This window comes from Aeromonas sp. ASNIH8, from assembly GCF_002919855.1.
Classification (GTDB): Bacteria; Pseudomonadota; Gammaproteobacteria; order Enterobacterales; family Aeromonadaceae; genus Aeromonas; species Aeromonas caviae.
The window spans coordinates 1-25,633 of the sequence record NZ_PQLN01000028.1 but is presented as its reverse complement, the minus strand read 5'-3'; the positions used below and the strand labels follow the sequence as shown (position 1 = coordinate 25,633).

Annotated in this window: 21 protein-coding genes and 1 pseudogene; 12 read left to right on the top strand and 10 right to left on the bottom strand. The window is 64.0% G+C overall.

Features of this window, described 5'->3' with window-relative positions:
* Nucleotides 1–39: 39 nt before the first annotated feature.
* Together C3418_RS09565 and C3418_RS09560 are read left to right on the top strand one after the other, a co-directional pair.
* Nucleotides 40–528, top strand: a complete 489-nt coding sequence (locus tag C3418_RS09565; RefSeq protein ID WP_103858349.1) for a GNAT family N-acetyltransferase — start codon at nt 40–42, stop codon at nt 526–528.
* The gene (locus C3418_RS09560; RefSeq protein WP_103858348.1) at nt 525–1,382 is read left to right on the top strand and encodes a GyrI-like domain-containing protein; all 858 of its coding nucleotides are present in this window, start codon (nt 525–527) and stop codon (nt 1,380–1,382) included. Before C3418_RS09565 ends, C3418_RS09560 begins: the two co-directional genes overlap by 4 nt.
* A 69-nt stretch (nt 1,383–1,451) precedes the next feature.
* On the opposite strand, the gene C3418_RS09555 is transcribed toward C3418_RS09560, so the two are convergent.
* Nucleotides 1,452–2,351, bottom strand: a complete 900-nt coding sequence (locus C3418_RS09555) for a DMT family transporter (RefSeq protein ID WP_042864813.1) — start codon at nt 2,349–2,351, stop codon at nt 1,452–1,454.
* Nucleotides 2,352–2,460: 109 nt separating this feature from the next.
* Nucleotides 2,461–2,901, bottom strand: coding sequence for a DUF2214 family protein (locus C3418_RS09550; protein WP_029314852.1), 441 nt, complete (start codon nt 2,899–2,901; stop codon nt 2,461–2,463).
* Between the two features lie 110 nt (nt 2,902–3,011).
* Here C3418_RS09550 and C3418_RS09545 point away from each other — a divergent pair, with 110 nt between their 5' ends.
* Nucleotides 3,012–4,616: a sensor domain-containing diguanylate cyclase gene (locus tag C3418_RS09545; protein WP_103858347.1), complete on the top strand. Its 1,605-nt coding sequence runs from the start codon at nt 3,012–3,014 to the stop codon at nt 4,614–4,616.
* 23 nt (nt 4,617–4,639) lie between these two features.
* Here the strand turns inward: C3418_RS09545 and C3418_RS09540 are convergent, their stop codons facing one another.
* The 6 genes from C3418_RS09540 to C3418_RS09515 form a co-directional block, all read right to left on the bottom strand.
* On the bottom strand, nt 4,640–5,299 hold the full coding sequence (locus tag C3418_RS09540; protein WP_103858346.1) for an HAD family phosphatase: 660 nt from the start codon (nt 5,297–5,299) through the stop codon (nt 4,640–4,642).
* A gap of 65 nt (nt 5,300–5,364) precedes the next feature.
* Entirely contained in the window at nt 5,365–6,372 is a 1,008-nt protein-coding gene (locus tag C3418_RS09535; RefSeq protein ID WP_103858345.1) for an ABC transporter ATP-binding protein, read from the bottom strand.
* Between the two features lie 6 nt (nt 6,373–6,378).
* Nucleotides 6,379–7,155, bottom strand: coding sequence for an ABC transporter permease (locus tag C3418_RS09530; protein WP_103858344.1), 777 nt, complete (start codon nt 7,153–7,155; stop codon nt 6,379–6,381).
* Nucleotides 7,148–8,044 (bottom strand): ABC transporter permease subunit, encoded by an 897-nt coding sequence (locus tag C3418_RS09525; protein WP_103858343.1) that lies wholly within the window; start codon nt 8,042–8,044, stop codon nt 7,148–7,150. The genes C3418_RS09530 and C3418_RS09525 overlap by 8 nt, the downstream gene beginning before the upstream one ends.
* Complete coding sequence (locus C3418_RS09520; RefSeq protein ID WP_103858342.1) at nt 8,044–8,877, bottom strand: alkaline phosphatase family protein; 834 nt, start codon at nt 8,875–8,877, stop codon at nt 8,044–8,046. Before C3418_RS09520 ends, C3418_RS09525 begins: the two co-directional genes overlap by 1 nt.
* Before the next feature lie 10 nt (nt 8,878–8,887).
* The gene (locus C3418_RS09515) at nt 8,888–9,934 is read right to left on the bottom strand and encodes an ABC transporter substrate-binding protein (protein WP_010675915.1); all 1,047 of its coding nucleotides are present in this window, start codon (nt 9,932–9,934) and stop codon (nt 8,888–8,890) included.
* Between the two features lie 183 nt (nt 9,935–10,117).
* Here C3418_RS09515 and C3418_RS09510 point away from each other — a divergent pair, with 183 nt between their 5' ends.
* On the top strand, nt 10,118–10,930 hold the full coding sequence (locus tag C3418_RS09510; protein ID WP_039040129.1) for a UTRA domain-containing protein: 813 nt from the start codon (nt 10,118–10,120) through the stop codon (nt 10,928–10,930).
* 46 nt (nt 10,931–10,976) lie between these two features.
* Here C3418_RS09510 and C3418_RS09505 read toward each other — a convergent pair whose 3' ends face one another.
* Complete coding sequence (locus tag C3418_RS09505) at nt 10,977–11,741, bottom strand: helix-turn-helix transcriptional regulator (RefSeq protein WP_010675913.1); 765 nt, start codon at nt 11,739–11,741, stop codon at nt 10,977–10,979.
* Between the two features lie 443 nt (nt 11,742–12,184).
* On the bottom strand, nt 12,185–13,099 hold the full coding sequence (locus tag C3418_RS09500) for a LysR family transcriptional regulator (RefSeq protein ID WP_010675912.1): 915 nt from the start codon (nt 13,097–13,099) through the stop codon (nt 12,185–12,187).
* Between the two features lie 257 nt (nt 13,100–13,356).
* On the opposite strand from C3418_RS09500, the gene C3418_RS09495 reads away from it, so the two are divergent.
* From C3418_RS09495 to C3418_RS09460, 8 genes and pseudogenes are all read left to right on the top strand, one after another.
* Nucleotides 13,357–13,689, top strand: coding sequence for a hypothetical protein (locus tag C3418_RS09495; protein WP_103858341.1), 333 nt, complete (start codon nt 13,357–13,359; stop codon nt 13,687–13,689).
* Nucleotides 13,690–13,719: 30 nt separating this feature from the next.
* Complete coding sequence (locus C3418_RS09490; RefSeq protein WP_010675910.1) at nt 13,720–14,406, top strand: pirin family protein; 687 nt, start codon at nt 13,720–13,722, stop codon at nt 14,404–14,406.
* Between the two features lie 83 nt (nt 14,407–14,489).
* Nucleotides 14,490–14,882: a DoxX family protein gene (locus C3418_RS09485; RefSeq protein WP_010675909.1), complete on the top strand. Its 393-nt coding sequence runs from the start codon at nt 14,490–14,492 to the stop codon at nt 14,880–14,882.
* Nucleotides 14,883–15,114: 232 nt separating this feature from the next.
* Entirely contained in the window at nt 15,115–18,471 is a 3,357-nt protein-coding gene (gene recC / locus C3418_RS09480) for an exodeoxyribonuclease V subunit gamma (protein ID WP_103858340.1), read from the top strand.
* Nucleotides 18,471–22,085, top strand: coding sequence for an exodeoxyribonuclease V subunit beta (gene recB, locus C3418_RS09475; protein ID WP_103858339.1), 3,615 nt, complete (start codon nt 18,471–18,473; stop codon nt 22,083–22,085). Before recC ends, recB begins: the two co-directional genes overlap by 1 nt.
* A gap of 8 nt (nt 22,086–22,093) precedes the next feature.
* Nucleotides 22,094–24,148: an exodeoxyribonuclease V subunit alpha gene (gene recD / locus C3418_RS09470; RefSeq protein WP_103858338.1), complete on the top strand. Its 2,055-nt coding sequence runs from the start codon at nt 22,094–22,096 to the stop codon at nt 24,146–24,148.
* 141 nt (nt 24,149–24,289) lie between these two features.
* A complete protein-coding gene (locus C3418_RS24040) occupies nt 24,290–25,015 on the top strand; it encodes a hypothetical protein (RefSeq protein ID WP_146054099.1) in 726 nt (241 codons plus the stop codon).
* 45 nt (nt 25,016–25,060) lie between these two features.
* Nucleotides 25,061–25,633 (top strand): annotated as a pseudogene (locus C3418_RS09460) (IS5-like element IS5B family transposase); the annotation flags it as partial.

The following is a 25,633-nucleotide window of genomic DNA, read 5'->3' as shown; positions in this document are numbered from 1 at the left end:
CCTTGCGGCAAGATGGGATTCAGCCAATCAGGAGGTCTCATGTCCATCACCATTCGCCGCGCCGGGCCGGAAGATGCCGCCGCCCTGCGGGATCTTCACGCCATGCCCCATGCCCAGGCGGGCACCCTGCAACTTCCCTTCCCCTCCCTGCAGCAGTGGGAGCAGAAGCTGACTCCGCGGGATGGCATCTACAGCCTCCTGGCGGAGTGGGAGGGGGAGGTGGCGGGCGCGCTGGTCCTGATGGTGGAGCCTGCCCCCCGTCGCCGCCACGTGGCGAGCATCGGCATGGCGGTACACGATGACTGGGCCGGGCGCGGGGTGGGCTCCGCCCTGATGCAGGCTGCGCTGGATCTGGCGGACAACTGGCTCGGCTTGACGCGGGTGGAGCTGACGGTCTGGGCCGACAACCAGGCGGCCCTGGCCCTCTATCGCAAGGCGGGCTTTGTGGAGGAGGGCGTAGCCCGGGATTACGGCCTGCGTCATGGGGTGCTGGTGGATGCCCTCTACATGGCCAGGGTGCGCCGATGATCGACTATCGCGAGCGCCTGACGCCGGTGCTGCGGGCACTGGAGCAGGATCCTGATCTCTCCATCGAGGCGCTGGCGAGTCGCGCCTGCCTCTCCCTCTACCATTTCCACCGGGTGTTCACCGCCGTGGTGGGGGAGGCCCCCGGCGAGATGTGCCGCCGCCTGCGGATGCAGCGGGCGGCCTGGCAGCTCTGCTACACCGATGCCAGCGTCACCGCCATCGCTCTGGGGGCGGGGCTTGGCAGCTCCCAGGCTTTCGCCAAGGCGTTTCGTCGTCACTATGGTTGCACCCCAGGGGCGTTTCGCCGCGACAAGGGCAAAAACGGACACCTGGATCGCAAGGAAGGACACGCATGGCAAGGGGCACTCCCTTATGCTGAAGGCCACTCATCAGCAAGGAGCAACACCATGAACACCGTCGAGATGGACGCCCGCACCCTGGCCTATATCCGCGTGACCGGCCCCTATGGCGAAGGGTATGACGCCGTCTGCCATCGCCTTCACCAGTGGGCCGCGCCCCGTGGCCTGGAAGGGGGAGAGTGGATCTTCATCTACCACGACAACCCCGAGGTGACGCCGCCGGCCCAGTGCCGCACCGATATCGGCATCAGCGTACCGGTGGGGACCCGGGGAGCGGGGGAGGTGGAGATCCAGCACATCCCCGCCGGACGCTACGCCCAGTCCCGCTATCTCATCACGGATCGCAGCCAGTACGGGGAGCGCTGGCAGGAGCACATCGGCGATATCGTCGCGGCCGGGCTCGCCTTTGGGGACGGCCCCTGCTTCGAGCTCTATCACAGCGTGAGCAATGACCCCCTGCGCGATGACGTGAGCTTCTGCTCCAGCGTGCGCTAGGCAGGCGGCAATAAAACGAGGCGCCTTTGGGCGCCTCGTTTTATTTGGGGTCCATGACCACCGCAGATATCAGGGCTGGCTGGGCACCTTGTTGCGGCGGGACTTCCACCACCAGCGAAGCCGGATCTGGGAGATGAGCATCCCCGCCAGCATCAGGGCGCAGCCGACCACGGCCCGTTCGTCCAGATGTTCCCCCAGCAGCAGGACACCGCCGATGGCGGCGAACACCGTCTCCAGGCTGAGGATGATGGCGGCGTGGGCCGGATGGGCACCGCGCTGCCCCACCACCTGCAGGGTATAGCCGATGCCGACCGAGACCAGACCGGCATAGAGCAGCGCCTGCCATCCCGCCACGGCACCACTCGCCGTCGGGGTCTCGATGACGAAGGCCGTGGCCAGGCTGAGCAGGCCGCACACCACGAACTGCACCCCGGCAAGACGAATGGGGGCGACCCGGTTCGAGTAGTGATCCAGCACCAGCAGATGCACGGCCCAGAACAGGGCCCCGATCACTTGCAGCAGATCGCCGTAGCCGATGGTGAACTCCTCGGTGACGCTGAGGTAGTAGAGCCCGGCCATGGCGATGAGGGCGCCTACCCAGGTGTTGGCCCCGGTCTTGTGGCGCAGGGCCAGGCCGATGACGGGGACCAGGATGATGTAGAGGCCGGTGATGAAGCCCGCCTTGGCGGCCGTGGTGTAGAGCAGCCCCACCTGTTGCAGGGAGGCGGCGGAGAAGAGCACGGTGCCGGCGATGAGGCCCCCGGTCAGCAGCAGGCGGTGATCACCGGCAGGCTGGGGCGGCTGGCGTGACTTGAGCCACCACAAGAGCGGCAGCAGGGAGAGGGCGCCCAGCAGGAAGCGCAGGCCGTTGAAGGTGAAGGGCCCCATGTGATCCATCCCCAGACGCTGGGCGACGAAGCCCAGCCCCCAGATGGCGGCGGCCATCAATAACATCATGTTTGAACGCATACGGAATCATCCCTGAGAAAGAGTCTCGGCGGCACTCGGGCCCCGCCATTACGATACCTGCGAGAAGGGGCGTTTGTCGTCAGCCATTTGTTGCCGGGCGAGGGCAGGATCAGCGGCTGGCCAGCTTGGCGAGCAGGGGCAGCAGGGCGAGCAGCAGCAGGTTGCCCCTAAGGATCCAGATCACCCAGAACTGCTGCTGGGTGGAGACAAGGGGAGCCCGTCCCTGGCGCAAGGATCGGCGCCAGTGGTGGAACAGCCGGCTGGGGTAGCCAAAGCTGATGGCCATGGCGAAGAACATCAGCAGCTTGGTGCGGTAACCCGGATTGGCAAACAGGATGGCCGGTGGCTGGGGATGGGCGACCACCAGCAGCACTCCCGTGATGAAGATGAGCAGCAGGGCCAGGGCGGCCAGGCTGTCAGCCAGCAGCAGCTTGCGCACCTGCTCGATGGACATGCCGCGTCGGAACAGGAAATACTCCGAGGTGATGGCACCGGTCAGGGTGATCACGGCGCAGTAATGGAGGGCAGTCAGCAGTTCCGGTTTCAACATCCAGGCCAGTTCCTTCTCGTTGGCCACCTGATGCGCTTCCTTTTGGACGCCATCAGGTGGGGCTGATATTCTGACACTACACGATGTCAGGGGATAGCATGGAGTCAGGGTTGGATAAGCGAGCAGTCTCCAAAAAGACCTGGTCCCTGGTGGCACGGATGCGCCTGGGCCTGCTTCTGCTCTTCATTCCCGTCCTGATGCTGGGCGCCATCTACTACCTGCACATGGAGCGCAGCCTGCAGCGAGAGCTGCAACAGCGCCTGCTCGCCACCAATCACCAGTTGCGCCACGTCTTCATCGAGCCCTACCTGAACGAGATGGAGCGTCAGTTCTCCCTCATCTACGACCAGATCAAGGTGGAGGACATCAGCGGCCCCCGTCTGCGCAACACCGACTCCTATCTCAGGGAGTGGCGTCTCTACAAGGGGGTGATGGCGGATCTCATCTACATCTATGTGGGCACCGCCGAGCGCCAGATGCTGATCTACCCCGAATGGCAGGCGGATGCGGACTTCGATCCCAGGGTGCGCCCCTGGTATCAGCTGGCCAGCCAGCATGTGGGCAAGATGGTCTGGACCGAACCCTACTACGACTACACCAACGGCACGCTGGTGATCGCCCTGGCGCGGGCCATCACCGACAAGGAGGGCAAGGTGCGGGGGGTCTTCGCGGTGGATGCCATCCTGGCCCCCTTCTCCGCCCAGCTGAACCGGCAGTGGAACAGCGGCTACCAGATGATCGTCAACCAGTCGGGCAAGGTGCTGGCCCACCCCGATCCCTCACAACTGCTCAAGCCCATGATGCACCCGACCTGGCTCTCCCGCTTCAGCGGAGAGGACGGCATCTTCCTGGATCAGGCGTCTCGCCAGTTCGTGGCCTACAGCCGCCTGCCGGACCACAACTGGGTGCTGATCAGCGTGTTGCCCGCCTCCAGCATCCAGGCGGTGGTGGCGAGTGCCTCCCTCAACGTGCTCGGGATCATCGTGCTGGCCAGCGTGCTCTACATGGTGCTGGCACTGATCTGGTCCCGTTATTTCAGGCGGATGCTGGACGAGATCTCCACCGTGATCCGGGCCAGCCGGACCCAGCCTGACGAGGTGCACCAGGGGGGGATGCGCGAGCTCAGGCACGTCTATGCCGAGCTGGCGGAGGTGAGCAAGGACTACCACGAGGTGCGCCAGCAGGCGAACCTCGACAAGCTGACCGGCCTTTACAACCGGCGCTTCTTCGACGAGCGGTTGAATCGGCTGCTGCTCGATCAGGACCGCTTCTGCCTGGCCATGATCGATCTGGACGGTTTCAAGCGGATCAATGACACCTATGGTCACCAGACCGGGGACGTGGTGCTCAAGCGGGTGGCCAGCTTTGGCGCCAAGCTGCTGGGGGATCATGGCTGGGTATGCCGCTATGGCGGGGAAGAGCTGGTGGTGCTGTTTGCCAATCCCGATATCCACTTCTGCCAGATGCTGCTGGAGCAGTACAGGATTGGGGTGGCCTCCCTGCACTGGCGTGAACCCGGTCTTGGGATCACCTTCAGCGGCGGCCTGGTGGCGAGTGCCCCCGGGCTTGGGGCCAGGAGCCTGCTGACCATGGTCGATGCCGAGGTCTATCGCGCCAAGGGTGACGGCAAGAATCGCATCTACATGGTGGATCCCCTGGCCCCCCGGGACGACTCGCCCTCAGGGGATGGCATGTTGAGCAAAGAAGAGGCCTGAGGGCCTCTTCTTCATTGCGCGGATCAAGGGTGCAACTGCCAGGTCCAGAGGGGCCAGCCCAGCTCCTCGGCGCACTGGCGCAGGGCGGGGGCCGGATTGACCGCATGGGGATGGCTCACCGCCTGCAGCATGGGCAGATCGTTGTGGGAATCGCTGTAGCCGAAGCTCTCCTGCCAGAGGTGTTCCTTTCCGGCAAAGAGCTGGTTGATGCGGGCCACCTTGCCTTCGCGAAAACTCAGGGTGCCGCGGGTCTGGCCGGTCAGCATGCCGGCTTCCTCGTCGAGCAGGATGGCCACGCAGTGATCCATCCCCAGCATCTGCGCCATGGGGGCCACCAGATGCTCGCCGGAGGCGGAGATGAGCACCAGCTCGTCTCCACGCTGGCGGTGCCACTCGATGCGGACCAGCCCCTCGGGATAGAGGCGCTCCCGCAGCACCTGTTCGGCAAAGCGGGTGCAGAGGGAGTCGAGCCACTGGCGCGTCTTGCCTGCCAGCGGTTGCAGGGTGAAGGCCATGTACTGGTGCATGTCCATCTTGCCCTGGTGGTAGAGGGACATCATGGCCTGCTCCTCGGCCACCATGCCCGCCGGGGCCAGCTCCTGGGCCACCATGTACTCCAGCCAGAGGCTGGCGGAATCCCCGGCAATAAGGGTCTCGTCCAGATCAAACAGTGCCAGGGCCATGGCTGCTCCTCGGGTTGGCTGCCAGCATCGGGGTACTGGCTGAAAAATGAATGGGATTCATGGCGTTATGCTACCTCACAGAGTTGATCCCGGGCCACCACCAGGGTCACGGTGCTGCCTACCGGCAGCAGATCGCCGGCACGGCGGTTGAGGCAATCCACCGTCAACAGCCCCGCCTCGCACTCCACCTGATAGCGGATGACGTTGCCGAGCAGCTGTTGCTGGCGAACGATGCCGGGCAGGCTGGGCTCGTGGCTGACCGCCCCGGCGGGCAGCAGGGTGATGGACTCCGGCCGCAGCGCCAGCTTGCCGCGAAAGCGCGGGCCGAACAGGGATTTGGCCTGCTCGCCACCCAGCAGGTTGTAGTTGCCGATAAAGCCCGCCACGAACTCGCTGGCGGGGCGGGTGTAGATCTGCTCCGGCGTGCCGCTCTGGACGATGGAGCCCTTGTTCATCAGGAAGATCCGATCCGACAGGGTCAGCGCCTCCTCCTGATCGTGGGTCACGAAGATGGTGGTGAGCTCGAGGCGCTGCTGGATCTCGCGGATCTGCTGGCGCAGGCTGCGGCGGATGCGGGCATCCAGCGCCGAGAGCGGCTCATCCAGCAAGAGGATCCGCGGCTGCACCACCAGCGCCCGGGCCAGCGCCACTCGCTGGCGCTGGCCGCCGGAGAGCTCGGCTGGATAGCGGCGCTCGAAGCCGGTCAGCTCCACCAGGGCCAGCGCCTCTTGCACGCTGGCGGCGAGATCCCGCCCCGGCTGGGGCTTCATCTTGAGGCCGAAGGCGACGTTGTCCCACACCGTCATGTTGGGAAACAGCGCATAGCTCTGGAACACCATGCCGATGCCCCGCTTCTGGGGTGCCTGCCAGGTGATGTCCTCACCGGCCACCCGCACCTGACCGCCATCCACCGGGGTGAGCCCGGCCAGCGCCCGCAGCAGGGTGGATTTGCCGCAGCCGGAGGGGCCGAGCAGGGTCACCAGCTCCCCCTTGCGAATGCCGAATTCAATTCCCTCGAACACCTTGGTGTCGCCGTAGGATTTGTGCAGTTGATTCACTTCTAGATGGAACATGTTGATTCACCGATGAAATCTGTTGGCTGCCCAGGTGAGCAGCAGGGTCAGCAGGAAGTAGCTCATCACCAACGCGCTGGTGAAGTGGCCCGAGGTGGCACGCATGTTGTAGAGGTAGACCTGCAGGGTCTCGTAACGGGTGCCCACCAGCATGTTGGCAAACACGAACTCGCCGAGCAGGAAGGAGAGGGAGAGAAACAGCGCCGCCAGCAGCCCCTTGCGCAGGCAGGGGATCACCACCAGCAGGAAGGCGCGGGCGCTGCTCGCCCCCAGCAGGTGGGCGGCATCCATCAGATCTTTCAGCGGTACACCCTGCAGGCTGTTGGCCAGCGCCCGGTACATGAAGGGGAGCACCACGGTGAACCAGGTCCCGATCAGGATCCAGGGCGTGCCGATGATGGGCAGCACGTCGTCGGCGTAGATCTGCAGCAGCCCCACCGAAGAGACCACGGGCGGCACCGCGAAGGGGAGCAGGATCAAGAGGTTCATCCAGGGATCCAGCCTGGGGAAGTAGTAGGCCACCACCAGCACGGTGGGCACCAGCACCAGGGTGCCCAGCAACAGGGTGGCGAAGCAGACCAGGAGGCTGCGGCCAAAGGCCGCCAGAAAGCGCGGGTCGCCCCAGAGCTTGAGATACCAGTCGAGGGTGAAGCCATCCGGCAGCAGGGTCGCCCCCCAGAGGGTGGAGATGGAGTAGAGAAAGGTTGCCAGCAGCGGCAGCAGCAGGGTGGCGACCAGCGCCCCCAGCACCCATCTGGGCCAGCGCGGCGTCAAATCATGCATGGGATTGCCCCTTGTTCACATAGCTCTTTTTCAGCAGCCACTGGTTGGCGGCTGTCACCACCCCCAGCAGTACCATCAGGATCACCGCCAGCGCCGCCGCGAGATTCGGCTCGAGGAAGATGTCGCCGGAGACCAGACTGGCCACCCGGATGGTCACCAGGTTGAAGTTGCCGGTGGTGAGAGCGTAGGCAGAGGCATAGGCCCCCACTGCGTTGGCAAACAGGATGATCAGGGTGCCGAGCAGGGCGGGCGTCAGCACCGGCAGCGCCACGTGCCACACATACTGCCCCCTGCTCGCACCCAGCAGGGCGGCGGCCTGGGGCCACTCATCCTGCAGGGCGTCGAACGCCGGGTAGAGCAGCAGCAGGGCGAGGGGGATCTGGAAGTAGGTGTAAATCAGGATAAGGCCGCTGCCCGAATAGAGGTTGAAGTCGTCGATGAGGCCCCAGGATTTGAGCAACAGGGTAACGGCGCCATTGATGCCGAGAATGATGATGAAGGCGAACGCCAGCGGCACGCCGCTGAAGTTGCCGGTCATGGTGACGAAGGCCAGCAGCACCCGCTTGACCCGCTCGCCGCTGTGGCGCAGGGCCGCGGCCCCGAGGGTGCCGATGGCGAGCCCCGCCAGGCTGGCGATGCCGGCGATGCGCAAGGAGTTGCCGAAGGATTGCAGATAGAAGGGGGAGCCCAAAATCTCCCGGTAATGGTCGAGACCCCAGCCATCGGTTGTCTGGACGCTGCCCACCAGTACCCACACCATGGGGGCGAGCTGAAACAGGATCATCAAGAGGACAAAGGGCAGCAGCACCAGGGCCGGCAGCCAGTGGCGGCGCACCCGGCGTGGCTTCACCTGTTGATCCGCGAGGATCTCGGTGGTGGCAGGCATCATCAGTGCACCTCGCGCATAAAGGCCGCCTTGAGCAGCGGGGGGGCTGCCGGCTTGTCGTGGGGAACTCCCAGCAGATCCGCCATCAGGGCGCAGAGCTGGGTCTGGGCGATCGCCACCCCATCCGGCCAGCGCTCGACGAAGGCATCGCCAAAGAGCCAGAGTGGCACGGTGCGCTCCTCGGCCAGGGTGCCGCCATGGCTGAGATCGTTGTTCATGCCGTGATCCGAGGTGATCATCACCTGATACCCCTCTGCCAGCCACTGGGGCAGCAGCTCGGCCAGCAGGCTGTCCATGCGGCGAGCCTGATTGCGGTACTGGCGGGAATCGAGGCCAAACTGGTGGCCCGCATCGTCCACCCCCATGGGGTGGATCAGCAGAAAATCGGGGTCGTACTGGCTGCGCAGCCACTCGCCGTCCATCAGCAGATGGCTGTCGGGGTAGCCGTCATCCCAGTAGAAGCAGCCGTGCTGGATGGGCAGTTGCTCATCGTGAGTAAAGCGATCGCGGGCCGCCAGCCAGGGGCTCTGGTTGTAGAGCTCGCTCACCCAGTGGTAGGCCGCCGCTGCGGTGCGTTTGCCCGCGGCCCGGGCCAGATGGAAGATGGCGTCGTGTTGGCTCAGGCGCGTCACCCCGTTATGGGTGATGCCGCTCGCCACCGGCGGCACGCCGGTCAGGATGCACTCGTAGAGAGGGCGGGAGAGGGAGGGCAGGGCGGCACTCAGGGTCGTATGCAGGCCGCGTTCTGCCTCCACCATGCCACAGAGGTAGCCCATGCAATGGGCTACCTCTGCTGCCAGGCCATCCACAAGTACCACTATCACCTTGTGTTGCACTGGCCACTCCTTACTGCATGTTGATCATGACGGTTTCCTGCCACTGGCGCGGCAGGGCCTTGGAGCTCTGCTCCCAGGCGGCGTGATCCTGCACCGGCTTGGCGTTGGCATACTGCTCGGCCGGCAGCAGCTTGGCCTTGACGTCATCCGGCAGGGTCACGTTGCTGCGAATGGGGCGGGCGTAGCCACGGGCCAGGTTGATTTGACCTGCATCGGAGAGGATGTATTCCCGCGCCAACTTGGCGGCGTTGGGGTTCTTGGCCCACTTGTTGATGATGGTGGTGTAGCCGGCGATGACGGAGCCGTCGCTCGGGATCACCACATCAAACTTCTTGGGGTCGATCTGGTCGCGGTAGTTGAGGGCGTTGAAGTCCCACAGCACCCCCACTTCCACTTCGCCTTTCTCGATGTTGGCGATGGTCGGGTCGTTCAGCGACAGACGGCCCTGCTTGGCCAGCTTGCCGAACAGATCCAGGGCGGGTTTCAGATTCTTCTCGCTGCCGCCGGTGGCATAGGCCGCCGCCAGCACGCCGTTGTTGGCCTGGGAGGCGACGCCCACGTCACCCAGGGTCACCTTGTAGTCGCCACCCAGCAGGGATTGCCAGCTGGTGGGGGCGGCCTTGACCAGATCCTTGTTGATCAGGAAGGCGATGGTGCCGGTATAGGCCAGCATCCAGTGGCCATCCGCATCCTTGGCCCAGTTGGGAATGTCGGCCCAGGTGGAGGGCTTGTAGGGCTGGGTGACCCCCTGCTTGACCGCCACCGGGCCGAAGGCGCCGCCCACGTCGCCGATGTCGGCGGTGGCATTGGCCTTCTCGGCGGCGAACTTGGCGATCTCCTGGGCGGAGCTCATGTCGGTATCCTGATGCTTGATGCCGTAGATGCTGCCGAGCTGCTGCCAGGTATCCTTCCAGTTGGCCCAGCTGTCCGGCATGCCGACGCTCTGGAGCTGGCCCTCACCGCGGGCGGCTTTTTCGAGATCCGCGATGTTCTCGGCGGCAAACAGCGGTTGACTGATGGCCACCAGGGCCAGTGCACTTGCGATCACGCTTTTCATCATCCCATCCCTCTGGACTAGGTCAGTTAAGGTTCGAGAGGGATGCTAGAGGGGAAATATGACGGTGGCGGGGCGCTTTGATGGCAGTTTCGTGACAATCGCCCTGTCATGGCGCTGTCATCAGGGGCGGTTACAACTCGGGGTCGACAACCTCTGGTCTACTCCAGTGGTGTGCAAACCCGAATGACCGACAGGGACGTGACAGTGACAGAGCGATTGAGTGAACAGGGGATGGCCGATGGCCGCACACCCTCCAAGTGCGAACAGATTTGCCGGACCCTGCGCCGCTATATCGGCAGCGGACACCTGGCGGCGGGGCAGCAGCTGCCCGCCGAACGGGCCCTGAGCGAGCGATTCGCCACCACCCGCATCACCATCAAGGAGGCGCTCTCCAGCCTCGAGGCGGACGGCCTCATCTACCGGGCCGAGCGGCGCGGCTGGTTCGTGGCGCCGCCTCGCCTCACCTACGATCCCGCCATCCACACCCACTTTCACCAGTGGATTGGCGAGCAGCAGCGCACCGCCGAGACCCGGGTGCTGGCCCATGGCAACCAGCTTGCCAGCAGCGAGTTGTGCCGCTGGATGGGTCTGGAACCCTTTACGCCGCTCTACGAGATCCGCCGCCAGCGGCTGATCGATGGCCGCCCCGTGCTCCACGTCAGCCATCACCTGCTGGCGAGCCGCTTCCCCGGCATCGCCAGCGCTCCCCTGGCCAGCTCCCTCACCGAGCTTTACCGGCAGCGCTATGGCATAGGCCAGGGCTGGGCGAGCCTCGAGATCACCCCCTCGGCGGCCCGGGGAGAGATAGCCCGCGCCCTCAACCTGGCCCAGGGGAGCGCCGTGCTGCGCTTGGTGCGGGTCAATCATGACGAGGAGGGGAAGCTGGTGGATTGCGACATCGAGCACTGGCGACCGGACGCCATCCGCATCTGCCTGGATACCCGGGCACTGCAACCGCTCGCCACCGGCGCGCGGCAGGTGCAACTGGCAGAGTAGCGGCGTTCTGGCGCTGACATGGCGGATCCCGCAGGATCCACCGGGATCAGTTGTCGATGTTGGGGATCAGATCGTCGAAGCTCTGGTAGCCGCAGTCGGCCAGTTGCAGCGACATGGTGTAGGTCTTGCTGCCCTCCCGCTGGCCGATGGCGGGGCGGTTGAGCTTGAGCTCCTGATGCCAGTACTCCTTCATGCGATCGATCAGCGCCATGGCCTCGCTCTCTCCCAGATGGAGCTGGCACAGGGCCATGTAGTTGTTGGGCCTGTGCATGTTCTCCACCAGATAGTCCCCCAGCACCGACATGGCCTGGCGCGCCTGCTGGCGGGCGAAGCGGCTGTGCTGCTCGAAGCTGATGCGCTCGCTGATGAGGAAGTGGTAGCTGTTGTCGATGCCAAGCTGCAGGATGCCGAGTTTCTCCAGCTTGCGTAGATAGAGGTAGCAGGAGGCATCGGTCAGGCCGTACTCCCGCTTGAGATCGATGAGGGTCTTGTCGCGCCAGAAGATGTTGGCGAGAAAGGCATAGAGCCCCGGCTCCTTGTGAAACGCCTCATCCTGCTCCTGGGTAAAGACGGCCCGGCGGCTCTGGGCATCCTGGGTCCGGTCCAGCAGCTCTTCGAAGGAGAGTCCCACCAGATGGCAGATCTCCAGCAGGGTGTCGAACGGCAGGGAGGGCTTGTTCATCATGCGCTTCACGGTGGCGATGGAAACTCCCATGGCTTCTGCCAGGGTTTGATAGCGGATCCCCTTGTCGGTCAGGGTTTTCTTCAGGGTGTCGAGGATGTGATTGGCCAGTGTCTGGCTGTAGGTCATGCAACTATTCCTTTATCTGCATTTTTAGTCGTGTCAGAAATTGAGTGGTTTGTCTGTATTGGGCTCAAATTTTGACACCTAGAAAAACCAGAGGAGGGTAACCCGGTGATAATGGCGGAAATGGCCTGACCAGTTGTGGTGCAAGGTGGCAGAAAATGACACTCGGTGGTGCATATCCTTCAACCTTTCAACATTTTGCTGGTGATGCATATTACATCGCACATAATTCAACACGAATCGGATTCAATACCTTCCTGGTTGAGAAAACGATTGTTTGCTTCCAATTTAAGGGTTTTTTTAACCGCAAGGTTTTATTCTTTCCTGGCATTGAGCGGAACTCGCAAGAGGTCCGCTTTTTTTCTTTTCTCCGAATCTGAGCCCGTCGTCAAGAATGGGGCGCAGTTTTGGTACTTCCTGCGCCACCGACCCCCGAAGGCAGTCCTTTATTCCCCCTGACCGGCAAACAGCTTGGGGATCTCCCGCACCAGCCAGCTCTTGGCCTTGCCCATGGTGTCTCGCCGCCAAGCCAGCACGACCTGGATCTGGTGGCGATATTCGGGACTGATCACCTTGAGTCTGCCCGCCTTGATGTCCTCTTCAATCCAGCGTTGCGGCATGGTGCCGATGCCGAGCCCCGCCAGCAGGGCGTCCCGTTTCTCCCCCATGGTGCTGACGGTCAGGCGCGGCTGCTTGTCGAGCAGGCGGTAGGTGAGCACCGGCTTGCGCAGCGCCGTGTCGGCCACCGCGATGGCGCGATAGCGGCGCAGGGTCTCGTCCGCCAGGGGCTCGGGTTCCTGATGCAGGGGGTGATCGGGATGGGCGACGTAGAGCATCACCTCCTCCCTGAGCACCTGGTGCTTGATGCCGGTCATGGCGATATCGGCATTGAGGGAGGAGATGAGCAGGTCGGCGCGGCCATCCTCCAGGCACTCCCAACTGCCCGCCAGCACCTCGGCGCGAAACCTCAGCCGGGTATCGGTCTGTTCGGCCAGCCGATCCACCAGGGGGTAGAGAGCCTGTACCGGCATCAAGGCATCGACGGCGATGGTGATGTCGGTCTCCCAGCCACGGGAGAGGGCCCGGGTCTCCCCCACCAGGTGCTCGGCCGCCTCCAGCAGCACCCGGCCCCGCTCCAGTAGCATGCGGCCCGCCGGGGTGAACTTGGTCCTGTGGCCGCTGCGGTCGAACAGCATGGCGTCCAGCTCGTCTTCCAGCTTTTGTACCGTGTAGCTCAGCGCCGAAGGCACCTTGCCCAGCTCGTCGGCCGCCGCCGCGAAGCTGCCACGACGGTCGATGGCGTCCAGCACCCGGATCGCCTCCAGGGTCAGCGCCCGCTCCTTGTTCGATTCCTTGGCCATATCCAACCTTCAATTTTTTTGAATGTGTTTACCAGATTATCTCGCTAACAACTTAGGGGAAGTCACTTTAATATTCAATCAACGCTTAGGCAGGAACGCCTGGCAGCCAAATAAAAGGTAGTTCCGGGCTGAGACATCCCCAAACACGATGTCTGATGTCAGCAAAAGAACAACATAGTATTTGAATGATCTCTTGCATGGATGCATTGATTCTGGCCCAAGGGGCCTTGGCAATGACATAAAACCCAAGAGAGTGAATGAACATGAAAAACGCAATCAAGATGCTGGCCGTTGCAGGCCTGATGACCGCAGGTGCCGCCCAGGCTTCCGTTCCCGCTGACTTCAATGCCGCCCCGGGCGTGCTGTTCGTCACCTGGAGCGCCGCCGCCGCGATGGACGGCAAGGCCAACCCCATGCTGGAGGTGCGCGACGAGTCCGGTGATCTGCTGGCTTCCGTCCACGCCAACCTGATCGGCACCCAGCTGGTCGCCATCCCGAGCCGCACCCAGGGCAAGCTGACGGTGAGCCTGGGCAACGAAAGCAGCAGCTACCGCATCCCCTTCGGTCTGGGTGACGGTCGCCAGCGTTAATGAACCAACTTGGTCAGTGAGGAGCACACCATGATGAAATTGAGAGCCGCAGAAGCACGGGGCAAGGCCAACTTTGGCTGGCTGGATGCCCGTCACAGCTTCTCCTTCGGTCACTACTATGACCCGGAATGGATGGGACACTCTGCCCTGCGGGTCATCAATCAGGATCGGGTGGCGCCGGGTGGCGGTTTCGCGACCCACCCTCACGCCAACATGGAGATCCTCACCTGCGTGCTGCAAGGCACCATAGAGCACAAGGACAGCCTCGGCCACGCCGAGCAGATCCCGGCGGGGGATTTCCAGCTGATGAGCGCAGGGTCCGGCATCCGGCACAGCGAGTACAACCCCTCGCAGACCGAGCCGCTCTCCCTGCTGCAAATCTGGATCGAGCCGAATGAACACGGCACGACCCCGGGTTATCAGCAGAAGAAGATTGAAAACAAGCCCGGGATGACGCTGGTGGCGTCACCGGACGGCGAGGCGGGATCCTTCAGGATCCGCCAGCAGGCCAGAGTGTGGCGTCTGCAGCTCGCAGAAGGGGAGACCCTGGAGTGGGCACTGCAAGGGCGTCATGGTTACCTGCACATGATTTCAGGGGAGCTGACCGGCAACGGTCTGGCTGCCCGACCCGGCGACGGGCTGCTCAGCCGCGACGAGTCGAGCTGGGTGCTCACCGCCTCCAGGGGGAGTGAAGCCCTGCTGTTTGACCTGCCTTGATAGAAAAATCTTGGCGAAATGAATGAGTTAACAATTAGCTTTTACACTGTAAATACCATGATGGTAAGCAAAGGAATATGACGATGGACAAGATGAAAGATGTGGCACTGCTGGTGGGTCGTGTACTGCTGGCGCTGATGTTCGTGATGGCTGGCTGGGGCAAGATCGGCGGTTACGCCGGTACCCAGGGTTACATGGAAGCCATGGGCGTGCCCGGGTTCATGCTGCCCCTGGTGATCCTGCTGGAGCTGGGTGGCGGTCTTGCCATCATGCTGGGCCTGTTTACCCGCAGCCTCTCCGTGCTGCTGGCCGGTTTCACCCTGATGGCCGCCTTCATCTTCCACTATCAGCCTGCCGAGCAGATGCAGATGCTGATGTTCATGAAGAACGTCTCCGTGGCCGGTGGTTTCCTGGCCCTGGCGGCGGCCGGTGCAGGGGCTTTCAGCCTGGATGCCCGCCTCGGCAAGCACTGGTAATACCCTGACGTTTCAAGTTTTCCAACGCCTTTTGGCCGGTGCCCTGCACCGGCTTTTTTGTGCCCGCTTCCCGGGGATGTCATCGGTGTGACGGCGCGCAGTCCGGACGCCACAAGTGCCTTTTGCATCTTATCCCCCGATCCCCGACAATCCCGATTCGCGTGCCGTGACGGGAATGCCAGAGAGTGTCCCCCCGCGCACCCCCTCTTCATGAAATTGGCGGGAGTCGTCCATGTTTACCCTCTACCACTCCAATCAGCTGGATCTGCTCAAGGAGCTGCTGGTGAACCGCATCCGGCAGGCTCCGCTCTCCCACCCCTTCGATCGGGAGCAGATCCTGGTGCAGAGTCCCGGCATGGCCCAGTGGCTCAAGCTGGAGCTGGCCAAGGCGTTCGGCATCGCCGCCAACATCGACTTTCCCCTGCCCGCGAGTTTCATCTGGGAGATGTTCACCCGGGTGCTGGCGGACGTGCCCCGCCAGAGCCCCTACAACAAGGGGGCCATGAGCTGGCAGCTGATGACCATTCTGCCCACTCTGCTCGGCAGACCCGCCTTTGCGCCCCTCGCGGCCTATCTGGGGGGCAGTGACGGGGCGGTGCCGGAGCAGGTGCGGCTCTGGCAGCTCTGCCAGAAGGTAGCGGATCTGTTCGACCAGTATCTGGTCTACCGGCCGGACTGGATCGCCCGCTGGGAAGAGGGGGAAGGATTGAGCCAGGAGCTGGCCGGGGTGAGCGGTCAGGATTGGCAGCCCGAGCTCTGGCGCGAGCTGGTGGCCCGCACCCTGGCCCTCAGCCCCAGCGGCTACCACCGCGCCAACCTCTACGAGGCCTTCATCCACGAGCTGGAGCGCACCCGGGATCTGCCGGGCAGGCTGCCGCAACGGGTCTTCGTGTTCGGCATCTCGGCCCTGCCGCCCCGCTATGTGGAGGCCCTGCTGGCCCTCGGCAGCCGCCCCGAGGTGGAGGTACACCTGTTTGTGACCAACCCCTGCCGCTACTACTGGGGGGATCTGCTCGATCGCAAGACCCTGGCGCGCCTCGAAAACAAGCTCAAGCCCGGCACGGATCTCGAGACCCTGCAGGGCCCCGCCAACCCCTTGCTCGCCTCCATGGGCAAGCTGGGGCGCGACTACCTGCACCAGCTGATGGAGCTGGAGGTGCCGCAGATCGAGGCCTTCGTCGACATCGAGGATCGCGACGATGAGGGCAAGGCCACCTTGCTGCGGGCCATCCAGAAAGACGTGCTGGAGCTGGCGGAACGGGGGGCCGGCGAGTTCAATCTCGATGCCAGCCACCACAAGAGCCCTGTCAGCCGGGATGACGGCACTTTGCAGATCCACGCCTGCCACGGCCCCATGCGGGAGCTCGAGGTGCTGCATGACCGGCTGCTGGCCCTGTTCGAGCAGGATCCCACCCTCACCCCCAAAGACGTGGTGGTGATGATGCCGGACGTCAACAGCTACGGCCCCTACATCCAGGCCGTCTTTGGCAAGGAGGGCGGCAAGGGGCGGGGCGGGGCCCGCGGCCAGATCCCCTTTGCGATCTCCGATCGGGCGGCGAGCCAGGAGAGCCCGCTGCTGCAAAGTTTCCTCGCCCTGCTCAGGCTGCCGAACGCCCGCTTCGGAGCGGGGGAGCTGCTCGCCATCCTGGAGGTGCCCGCCGTGCTGCGCCGCTTCGAGCTGGACGACGACGAGTTCAACGTGCTGCGACGCTGGGTGCAGGAGACCGGCATCCGCTGGGGACTGGATGACGACTATCCCGAGCGCTTCGCGCTGCCGCGTCTGTCCGGCAACAGCTGGCTGTTCGGCCTGAGGCGCATGCTGCTGGGCTTTGCCATGGGGGACGGGGAGCCGGTGGCGGGGATCCTGCCCTATGCGGACATCGAGGGGCAGCAGGGGCTGATCCTCGGCAAGCTCGCCTGGTTCGTCGACTCCCTGGCGGAGTTTCTGCCCCGGCTGCAACAGGCGCAGCCGCTGGCCGAATGGCACGCCTGCCTGCTGGCGCTGCTGGAGCGCTTCTATCTCGCCGACGAGGATGAAGAGCGCCAGCTCCAGCTCATTCGCAGCCAGCTCACCGACTGGCAGGCCCAGCTCGGCGAGGCCCGCTTCGAGCAGGCCATCAGTGCCGACCTGTTGCAGGACTACCTCGGCAGCGTGCTGGGGGAGTCCCGCTCCAGCCAGCGCTTCCTCGCCGGTCAGGTCAACTTCTGCACCCTGATGCCGATGCGCTCCATTCCCTTCCGCCAGGTCTGCCTGCTCGGCATGAACGACGGCGTCTACCCGCGCACCCTGCCCCCCATGGGCTTCGATCTGATGGCGGTGGCCTCGCGGCGAGGGGACCGATCCCGCCGGGATGACGACCGCTACCTCTTCCTCGAGGCGCTCCTCAGTGCCCAGCAGGGGCTCTACATCAGCTATCAGGGGTTCAGCGCCCAGGACAACAGCGAGAAGGTACCCTCCGTGCTGCTGGCGGAGCTCATCGACTACGTGCGCCAGGGCTTCGTGCTGGCGGGGGATGAAGATCTCGACGACGACACCTCGGGCCGGCGGCTGCTCGAACACCTGATCGTGGCGCACCCCCTCACCCCCTACAGCCCGGCCTACTTTTACCCCGAACCCGGCTCCGGTCTCTTCACCTATGCCGCCGACTGGCTGCCGGCCCTGAGCCCCGAGCGGGGGGCCGCCAACTTCCAGAGCGGCGATCTGCCCCTGCCTGCTGAGTGGGGCAGGGAGCAGGGGCTGGAGCTGGCGGAGCTGCTGCGCTTCTATCGCCAGCCAGCCAGGTACTTCCTCAACCGCCGCCTCAAGGTGTGGTTCGAGCTGGAGGAGGCGACCATCGAAGACAGCGAGCCCTTCGAGCTGGACGGCCTGCAGCACTATCAGCTCAAGGCGCTGCTGCTGGATGCCCATCTGACCGAAGGGGAGAGCGAGGCCCGTCGCCACCGGCTGCAACTCTCCGGCCTGTTACCGCAAGGGTGGTTCGGCAGCCTGCTGCTGGAGGAGATCGACGGCGAGATGGGCAAGCTGGCGGCGCGGCTGCGTCCCTGGACGGGGGACAAACAGGCGGTGGAGATCGACATCGCCCTGGCCCAGGGGCAGCTTCAGGGCTGGATAGACACCCAGAAGGGACGAGCGCTGGTGGTCAAACCCGGCAGCTTCAACGGCAAGGATCTGCTGCTGGCCTGGATCCAGCACCTTTGCCTCTCATTGAGCAGCGCCCCCGGCGACACCCTGTTGTTCGATGCCAAACAGAGTCTGCGGCTGCCAAGGCTTGCGGCGGACGAGGCGCGGCCCAGGTTGGCGGCCCTGGTGGCCCTCTGGACCCAGGGGATGAAGCGGCCGCTGCCCTTCTTCCCGAGCACCGCCTGGGAGTGGCTCAAGGCGATCGAGAAGGATCCGGCAAAGCCGGAGGAGGCCGACAAGGCGGCACTTGCCCGCTTCAACGGCGGCTACATGGTGACGGGAGAGGGGCAGGACGTCTATGTCGCCCGCTGCTTCCCGGAACTCGATGACGAGGTGCTGGCCCAGTTGCAGGGGTTGGCCCGTGAACACCTGACCCCGCTCCATCAGGCGCTGGAGGAGTTGCAATAATGGCTAACCCGCTCAATCCCCTGCGTTTTCCCCTCTATGGCGAGCGGCTGATCGAGGCCTCCGCCGGGACCGGCAAGACCTATACCATCGCGGGCCTCTATCTGCGCCTCTTGCTGGGCCACGGCCCGGTTATCGAACAAGCAGGCGAGGAGGGGGGAGACGCCGGTCAGCCCTGTGCCCACGAGCGGCCCCTGTCGGTGACCGAGATCCTGGTGGTGACCTTTACCGAGGCGGCCACCGCCGAACTGAGGGGGCGGATCCGCGCCCGCATCCACGAGGCGCGTCTCGCCTTCATGCGCGGCCACAGCACGGACACCCTGCTGGCCCAACTGCTGGCGGAGGTGGAGGATCACGACCTGGCGGCCCGTCGCCTGCTGGCCGCCGAGCGGCAGATGGACGAGGCGGCGGTCTTCACCATCCACGGCTTCTGCCAGCGGATGCTCAGGCAGAACGCCTTCGAGTCGGGCGCCCTCTTTGAAACCGAATTTTTGACCGACGACAGCCGGCTCCGGCTGCAGGCGGTGAGTGACTACTGGCGCGCCGAGTTCTATCCGGTGGATCAGCCCCTGGCCCGGGCGGTGCGAAGGCTCTGGCCGAGCCCCGCCGCCCTGCTGCGGGAGATGGGGTGCTGGCTCGACAACGACGAGCTGGAGATCCGCCCGGTGGCGGGGGACGAGACCCTGGCGGCGCGGCACAGCGTCGCCATGGCCCGCATCGGGGCAGTGAAAGCCGGGTGGCTGGCGCAGACGGACGAGATCCGCCGCCAGACCGAGGGGCAGATCAGCCGTTACACCGGCAAGAACTACGAGGGCTGGCTTGCCAAGATTGGCGACTGGGCGCAGGACGAGACCAGCGGCTACGTCCTCCCCAAGGAGCTGGAGCGCTTCGGCCAGCAGGCGTTGGAAGAGAACCTCAAGAAGGGGGGAACGGTGCCCACCCTGCCGCTCTTTGGCGAGATAGACGCCCTGCTGGCGAGCCGACCCGGCATCCGGGATCTCGTCTTGCAGCGGGCGGCCAGGGTGGTGCGCAGCCGGATGCAGGAGAGCAAGCGCCAGGCCCATCAGCTCTCCTTCGACGATCTGCTGCGGGATCTCGACGGGGCGCTCGGCTCGGGCCTGGGGGAGCGGCTGTGCGAGCGCATCCGCGCCACCTACCGGGTCGCCATGATCGATGAATTCCAGGATACCGACCCCCAGCAGTACCGCATCTTCCATCGCCTTTACGGCGGTCACCAGGACACGGCGCTCCTGATGATCGGCGACCCCAAGCAGGCCATCTACGGCTTTCGTGGCGCCGACATCTTTACCTACATCCAGGCGCGGCGAAATGTGAGCGCCCACTACACCCTCGGGCGCAACTGGCGCTCAAGCCGCGCCCTGGTGGCGGCGGTCAACGGCCTGTTCGAGCGGGCGAAGGATCCCTTCATCTACGAGGCGGACATCCCCTTCCTGCCGGTGGAGGCGCAGGGCAAGAGCCGGGCACTGCTGATCGAGGGGCAGACCGCCCCCGTGCTGCACTGCTGGCAGCTCACCGGTCAGCCCACCTTCAACAAGGGGGAGTACCAGAGCAGGATGGCCCGCGCCACGGCGGCGGAGATCCATCGCCTGCTCACGCTGGCCCGGGAGGGCAAGGCGATGCTCGGCAGCGAGCCGGTCAGGGCCGGGGATATCGCCGTGCTGGTGCGCACCGGCGCCGAGGGCAAGCTGGTGCAGCAGGAGCTGGCGCGCCTTGCCATCGCCTCCGTCTATCTGTCGAACCGCGAGAGCGTGCTGGCCCAGGTGGAGGCGCGGGAGATCCTGCTGATCCTGCACGCCTGCCAGAACCCGAGCGATGAGCGAAGCCTGCGGGCGGCGCTCGCCACCGGCCTGTTCGATCTCGATGCCAGGGCCCTGGACGCGCTGGCCTCGGACGAGCGGGCCTGGGAGAGCGCGGTGCAGGAGTTCATGGGATACCGCGCAGTCTGGCATCGCCACGGGGTGCTGGCCATGCTGCGGGCCCTGATGCATGGGCGCAACCTCGCCGCCTCCTTGCTGGCGAGCCCCTACGGAGAGCGGCGGCTGACCAACTTCCTCCATCTCGGCGAGCTGCTGCAACAGGCGAGCGGCGAGCTGGACGGGGAGTACGCCCTGCTGCGCTGGCTCGGGGAGGCGGTGAGCCAGCCCAACGGCCAGGACGGGGAGCAGATACTTCGCCTGGAGTCCGAGCGGAAATTGGTGCAGATCGTCACCATCCACAAATCCAAGGGGCTGGAGTACCCGCTGGTCTTCCTGCCGTTCATTTGCAGCCACCGCGCCGCCGACACCCCCCTGTTCCACGAAACGGGGGAGGCGGGCAATCGTACCGTGCTCGATCTCACCGGCGCCGAAGAGTCCCTGGCCGAGGCCGACAAGGAGCGCCTCGCCGAAGACCTGCGCCTGCTCTACGTGGCCCTGACCCGGGGGGTCTATGCCACCTGGCTCGGGCTGGCGCCGGTGCGCTCCGGGGCGGGCAAGTCGGAGAAGACCGACCTGCACCGCACCGCCATCGGCTACCTGCTGCAAAAGGGGGAGGAGGGGGACGCCGGGACACTGGCGACCGCCCTCACCGACCTGGCCCAGGCCCTGCCGGGGGTGGCTGTCGGTGAGCCCTCGCTCACCCGCCCGGCCCCGCTGCCCGCCGAAGCGGAGACGCAGGGGGAGCCCACCGTGCGCGCGTTCCAGGGGCAGCTTGAGCGGGACTGGTGGATCAGCTCCTACTCCGGGCTCGCGGCTCAGGGCAACGGCCATGGCAAGGGGGTGCTGGCCAACCCCGGCTTCGATGACGAGGTGGCCACCGAGGCTGCCGTCACCGTGCAGGAAGAGGAGGCGCCCGCCCCTTCCATCTTCACCTTCCCCAAGGGGGCGCGTCCCGGCACCCTGCTCCACAGCCTGTTCGAGACCATCGACTTCGAGCATGCGAAGGGCGAGTCGCTGGCACAGCACATCGCCGCCCTGCTGACCCAGGAGGGGTTCGACGAAGGCTGGGCCCCCGTGCTGCAACAGCAGGTGGAGGCGGTGCTGGATACCCCCCTTGAGACCGGCCTTGGGGATCCGGTGCGGCTGCGGGATCTGGCCCCCGAGTGCAAACAGGTGGAGCTGGAGTTCTTCCTGCCCATGGGGCGGGTGACGGCACCGGCGCTGACCGCACTCTGTCAGCAGCACGACCCCCTGTCGCGGGGCGGCAAGCCGCTCGGCTTTGCCACCGTGCAGGGGATGCTCAAGGGCTTTATCGACCTGGTGTTCGAGTGGCAGGGGCGCTGGTATCTGCTCGACTACAAATCGAACCACCTTGGCATGAGCCCCGCCGATTACGGCCGCCCGGCCCTGGAGCGGGCCATGCGCGAGCATCGCTACGATCTGCAATACCAGCTCTATTCCCTGGCCCTGCACCGGCTGCTCGCCTTGCGGCTGCCGGGCTACGATTTCGACCGGCATTTTGGCGGGGTCTTCTATCTCTTCCTGCGCGGCATGCCCCAGGGGGGCATTTTCCATGCCAGGCCCTGTCGGGAACTGGTGCTGGGGCTGGACGAGTTGTTTAGTAAAGGTGTGATGTCTGACGATCATCGTTTAGAAAAATCGAACAAGGCAGAGGCATAAGGGGCGAGATGAAGGGCGAAACCATGATAGAGCGGCTGAAAGCCTTGGCGCTGGCGGGGCGCATCCGCCAGCTTGACCTGCAATTTGCCAGGCTGGTGGCCGACCTTGGCGGCAGCCCCGAGCTGGTGCTGGGGGCCGCGCTCGCCTGCCATGAGCTGGGGCGCGGCCATGTCTGCCTGCCGCTGGCGATGCTCGCTCAGGGCGGTGACGGGCAGGGATCCTCGCGTCCCTTCGGGCTGGATCTGGATCAGAGCCGGGATCTGCTGGCGGATCTCGCGGATCCTGCAAGCTGGCCCGCCCTCTTTGCGGCCAGCCCCCTGGTGGGGAGCGAACAGGAGGAGGGGGAGATCCCCCGCTGGCCCCTGCGACTCTGGGGGGATCGCCTCTACCTCACCCGCTACCACGACTTTGAGCTGGGGGTGGCCCGCCACCTTAGCGCCTTGAGTGAACGGGCCGAATGGCCGGAGATTGCCCCGGCCCTGTCACGCCTCTTTGCCCGCGACTACGGCCTGGTGTTCGGGGCCCTGCTCAAGGCCCGCCTCGCACCGGATTTCTCCGTCCGCCACTTTGTGGAGAAGTACCTGGATCTGGTCTTCCCCCATGAGGTGGAGTGGCCTGCCGTCGAGACCCTGCTAAAAAGCGCCCAGGCGGCCAGCGAGCTGGAGCGGCTGGATACCCTGGTGCCCGAGGCGCTCTGCTGCAACGGCCAGAAGCTGGCGGCGGCCACGGCGGCGGCGCGCCCCTTCGCGGTCATCTCCGGCGGCCCCGGCACCGGCAAGACCACCACGGTGGCCAAGCTCCTCGCCATCCTGGTGGAGACCGGCCTGCAAGGGGGCAAGGCCCCGGCGATCCGGCTGGTGGCCCCCACCGGCAAGGCGGCGGCGCGTCTGACCGAGAGCATAGGCGCTGCCCTGCAGGCCCTGGATCTGCCCCCCGAGTGGGTGGAGGCCATCCCCACCGAGGCGGGTACCCTGCATCGGCTGCTCGGGGTGATCCCCGGGCGCAGCCAGTTCCGCCATCACAGAGGCAACCCGCTGCACCTCGACCTGCTGGTGGTGGACGAGGCCTCCATGGTGGACCTGCCCATGATGGCGCGCCTGCTGGACGCGCTGCCCCGCCATGCCCGCCTCATCCTGCTCGGCGACAAGGATCAGCTCGCCTCGGTGGAGGCGGGGGCCGTGCTCGGGGATATCTGCAGCTTTATCGAACAGGGCATCAGCCCGGCGCAGGCGGATTGGCTCTCCCGCCAGACCGGCTATCGCCTGCAAGGCACGCCCGCCGGGGCACCGGTACGCGACAGCCTCTGCCTGCTTTCCAAGAGCTGGCGCTTTGACCAGCATTCGGGCATCGGCCAGTTGGCGCGGGCCTGCAACAGCGGCGACGGGGCGGCGGTGGAGGCGGTCTGGGGCGCAGGATTTGGCGACATCCGCCTGCACCCCTGGGCGGGGGAGGCTTACAACGCCCTGATTGCCGAGGGGGTGGCCGGTTATGGCAGCTACCTCAAGGCGGCCCGGGCCGGCGAGGACCCGGCTGCGGTGTTCAAGGCGTTCAACGGCTTCCAGATCCTCTGCGCCCTGCGGGACGGCCCCTTCGGGGTGACGGGGCTGAACGAGCGGCTCGAACTGGCCCTCGCCAAGGCAGGGCTGATCCAGCGTGACGGCGACTGGTATGCGGGCCGCCCGGTGATGGTGGTGCGCAACGACCACGGGGTCGGCCTCTACAACGGCGACATGGGGCTCTGCCTGCCCGATGACATCGGGCGGCTCAAGGTGTGGTTCGAGCAGCCGGACGGCACCCTGCGGGCCCTGCTGCCCAGCCGGTTGCCCCCCCATGAGACGGTCTACGCCATGACCATCCACAAATCCCAGGGGTCGGAGTTTGCCCACACCGTGCTGGTGCTGCCCGACAGCCCCAGCCCGCTCCTGACCCGCGAGCTGGTGTATACCGGCATCACCCGCGCCAAGGCCCGCCTCGATCTCTACGGCGATCGCGCCCTGCTGGCACAAGCCGTGCGGAAAAAGACCGAGCGTTATTCCGGATTGGCGGAGAGGTTGGGGGAGTGAACTATTGGACGGCGGTAAAGGGATTTACCGGTATTTGATTAGGCCTGGCTAATTAAACCTACAAACGTGATGCAATGAAACGCTGGTATAAATATTTATATGGGTACGAAATTATAAAATAATTCTGTAAGGGAATTTATAATGAACATCGGCAAGAGGTTTAAATGTAATATTTGCGGTGAAATTATTGACTGTAGAATTGGCATGTCAAATAGAGATGTTCAGCCATTCCAGTTTGCTTGCCCTAATTGTGAAGAGCGAATTACATTTGTTCTTGGTTCGGGTGCCGGAAGTTTAGAGGGGGCTGAAGAGATTGTTAATTTTGATGGGCCTTTTAAAGGTGAATATCCATTTGTAGATTTACATCTTGATTTCCCCGTAGATTTTGGCGCCTACAAATTAGGTGAGACCACTTTCTTTAAAGTTTTGGAAAGGATTGGGCGTGAGGCTTTGGAGGATTTAAGTCTGCGTCTAAATATACTAAATACACTATATAAAAAAGAAAATGATCTTAGAAGATTGATAACTCAGTATATCAGAAATGATATACAAGGTTTTGAACGTGCTTGCAACGTGATAGATATACCAAACGTAAAATTAAAAACACATAAAAAAGAAGACGTGCTTGCAGCACTGTATTCAGCTACATCGATTATGTCGTCACCATTCACGATATATGAACACAATAAAGAATTAAGCACGGAATTCCCAAGCTTACTCAAGTATCTTAATGAGACAGAATACGACAAGACACGTGATTTCATTAGTGAGTTAATTAATAAGTCATTCTTGAAAAATCTGCATCATGATTGTTTGAAATTATATCCAAAGATGATTTCTTTAGGGAAGGTGCGAACAAGTCCCTGATATGAGGTCATGTTTGTCATCTGGAGCCATGGAACAGGGTTCATCATGAGTCATCAACTTACCTTCGCCGACAGTGAATTCAGCAGTAAGCGCCGTCAGACCAGAAAAGAGATTTTCTTGTCCCGCATGGAGCAGATTCTGCCATGGCAAAACATGGTGGAAGTCATCGAGCCGTTTTACCCCAAGGCTGGTAATGGCCGGCGACCTTATCCGCTGGAAACCATGCTACGCATTCACTGCATGCAGCATTGGTACAACCTGAGCGATGGCGCGATGGAAGATGCTCTGTACGAAATCGCCTCCATGCGTCTGTTTGCCCGGTTATCCCTGGATAGCGCCTTGCCGGACCGCACCACCATCATGAACTTCCGCCACCTGCTGGAGCAGCATCAACTGGCCCGCCAATTGTTCAAGACCATCAATCGCTGGCTGGCCGAAGCAGGCGTCATGATGACTCAAGGCACCTTGGTCGATGCCACCATCATTGAGGCACCCAGCTCGACCAAGAACAAAGAGCAGCAACGCGATCCGCAGATGCATCAGACCAAGAAAGGCAATCAGTGGCACTTTGGCATGAAGGCCCACATTGGTGTCGATGCCAAGAGTGGCCTGACCCAC

What these genes read in the sequence shown, in the direction of transcription:
- C3418_RS09535 (WP_103858345.1), bottom strand. Translation starts at nt 6,372, where the DNA reads ATGTTCCATCTAGAAGTGAATCAACTGCACAAATCCTACGGCGACACC.
- C3418_RS09565 (WP_103858349.1), top strand. Translation starts at nt 40, where the DNA reads ATGTCCATCACCATTCGCCGCGCCGGGCCGGAAGATGCCGCCGCCCTG.
- C3418_RS09530 (WP_103858344.1), bottom strand. Translation starts at nt 7,155, where the DNA reads ATGCATGATTTGACGCCGCGCTGGCCCAGATGGGTGCTGGGGGCGCTG.
- C3418_RS09500 (WP_010675912.1), bottom strand. Translation starts at nt 13,099, where the DNA reads ATGGCCAAGGAATCGAACAAGGAGCGGGCGCTGACCCTGGAGGCGATC.
- C3418_RS09485 (WP_010675909.1), top strand. Translation starts at nt 14,490, where the DNA reads ATGGACAAGATGAAAGATGTGGCACTGCTGGTGGGTCGTGTACTGCTG.
- C3418_RS09540 (WP_103858346.1), bottom strand. Translation starts at nt 5,299, where the DNA reads ATGGCCCTGGCACTGTTTGATCTGGACGAGACCCTTATTGCCGGGGAT.
- C3418_RS09495 (WP_103858341.1), top strand. Translation starts at nt 13,357, where the DNA reads ATGAACATGAAAAACGCAATCAAGATGCTGGCCGTTGCAGGCCTGATG.
- C3418_RS09555 (WP_042864813.1), bottom strand. Translation starts at nt 2,351, where the DNA reads ATGCGTTCAAACATGATGTTATTGATGGCCGCCGCCATCTGGGGGCTG.
- C3418_RS09560 (WP_103858348.1), top strand. Translation starts at nt 525, where the DNA reads ATGATCGACTATCGCGAGCGCCTGACGCCGGTGCTGCGGGCACTGGAG.
- C3418_RS09525 (WP_103858343.1), bottom strand. Translation starts at nt 8,044, where the DNA reads ATGATGCCTGCCACCACCGAGATCCTCGCGGATCAACAGGTGAAGCCA.
- recC (WP_103858340.1), top strand. Translation starts at nt 15,115, where the DNA reads ATGTTTACCCTCTACCACTCCAATCAGCTGGATCTGCTCAAGGAGCTG.
- C3418_RS09505 (WP_010675913.1), bottom strand. Translation starts at nt 11,741, where the DNA reads ATGACCTACAGCCAGACACTGGCCAATCACATCCTCGACACCCTGAAG.
- recD (WP_103858338.1), top strand. Translation starts at nt 22,094, where the DNA reads ATGAAGGGCGAAACCATGATAGAGCGGCTGAAAGCCTTGGCGCTGGCG.
- C3418_RS24040 (WP_146054099.1), top strand. Translation starts at nt 24,290, where the DNA reads ATGAACATCGGCAAGAGGTTTAAATGTAATATTTGCGGTGAAATTATT.
- C3418_RS09515 (WP_010675915.1), bottom strand. Translation starts at nt 9,934, where the DNA reads ATGAAAAGCGTGATCGCAAGTGCACTGGCCCTGGTGGCCATCAGTCAA.
- C3418_RS09490 (WP_010675910.1), top strand. Translation starts at nt 13,720, where the DNA reads ATGATGAAATTGAGAGCCGCAGAAGCACGGGGCAAGGCCAACTTTGGC.
- recB (WP_103858339.1), top strand. Translation starts at nt 18,471, where the DNA reads ATGGCTAACCCGCTCAATCCCCTGCGTTTTCCCCTCTATGGCGAGCGG.
- C3418_RS09510 (WP_039040129.1), top strand. Translation starts at nt 10,118, where the DNA reads ATGACCGACAGGGACGTGACAGTGACAGAGCGATTGAGTGAACAGGGG.
- C3418_RS09550 (WP_029314852.1), bottom strand. Translation starts at nt 2,901, where the DNA reads ATGTTGAAACCGGAACTGCTGACTGCCCTCCATTACTGCGCCGTGATC.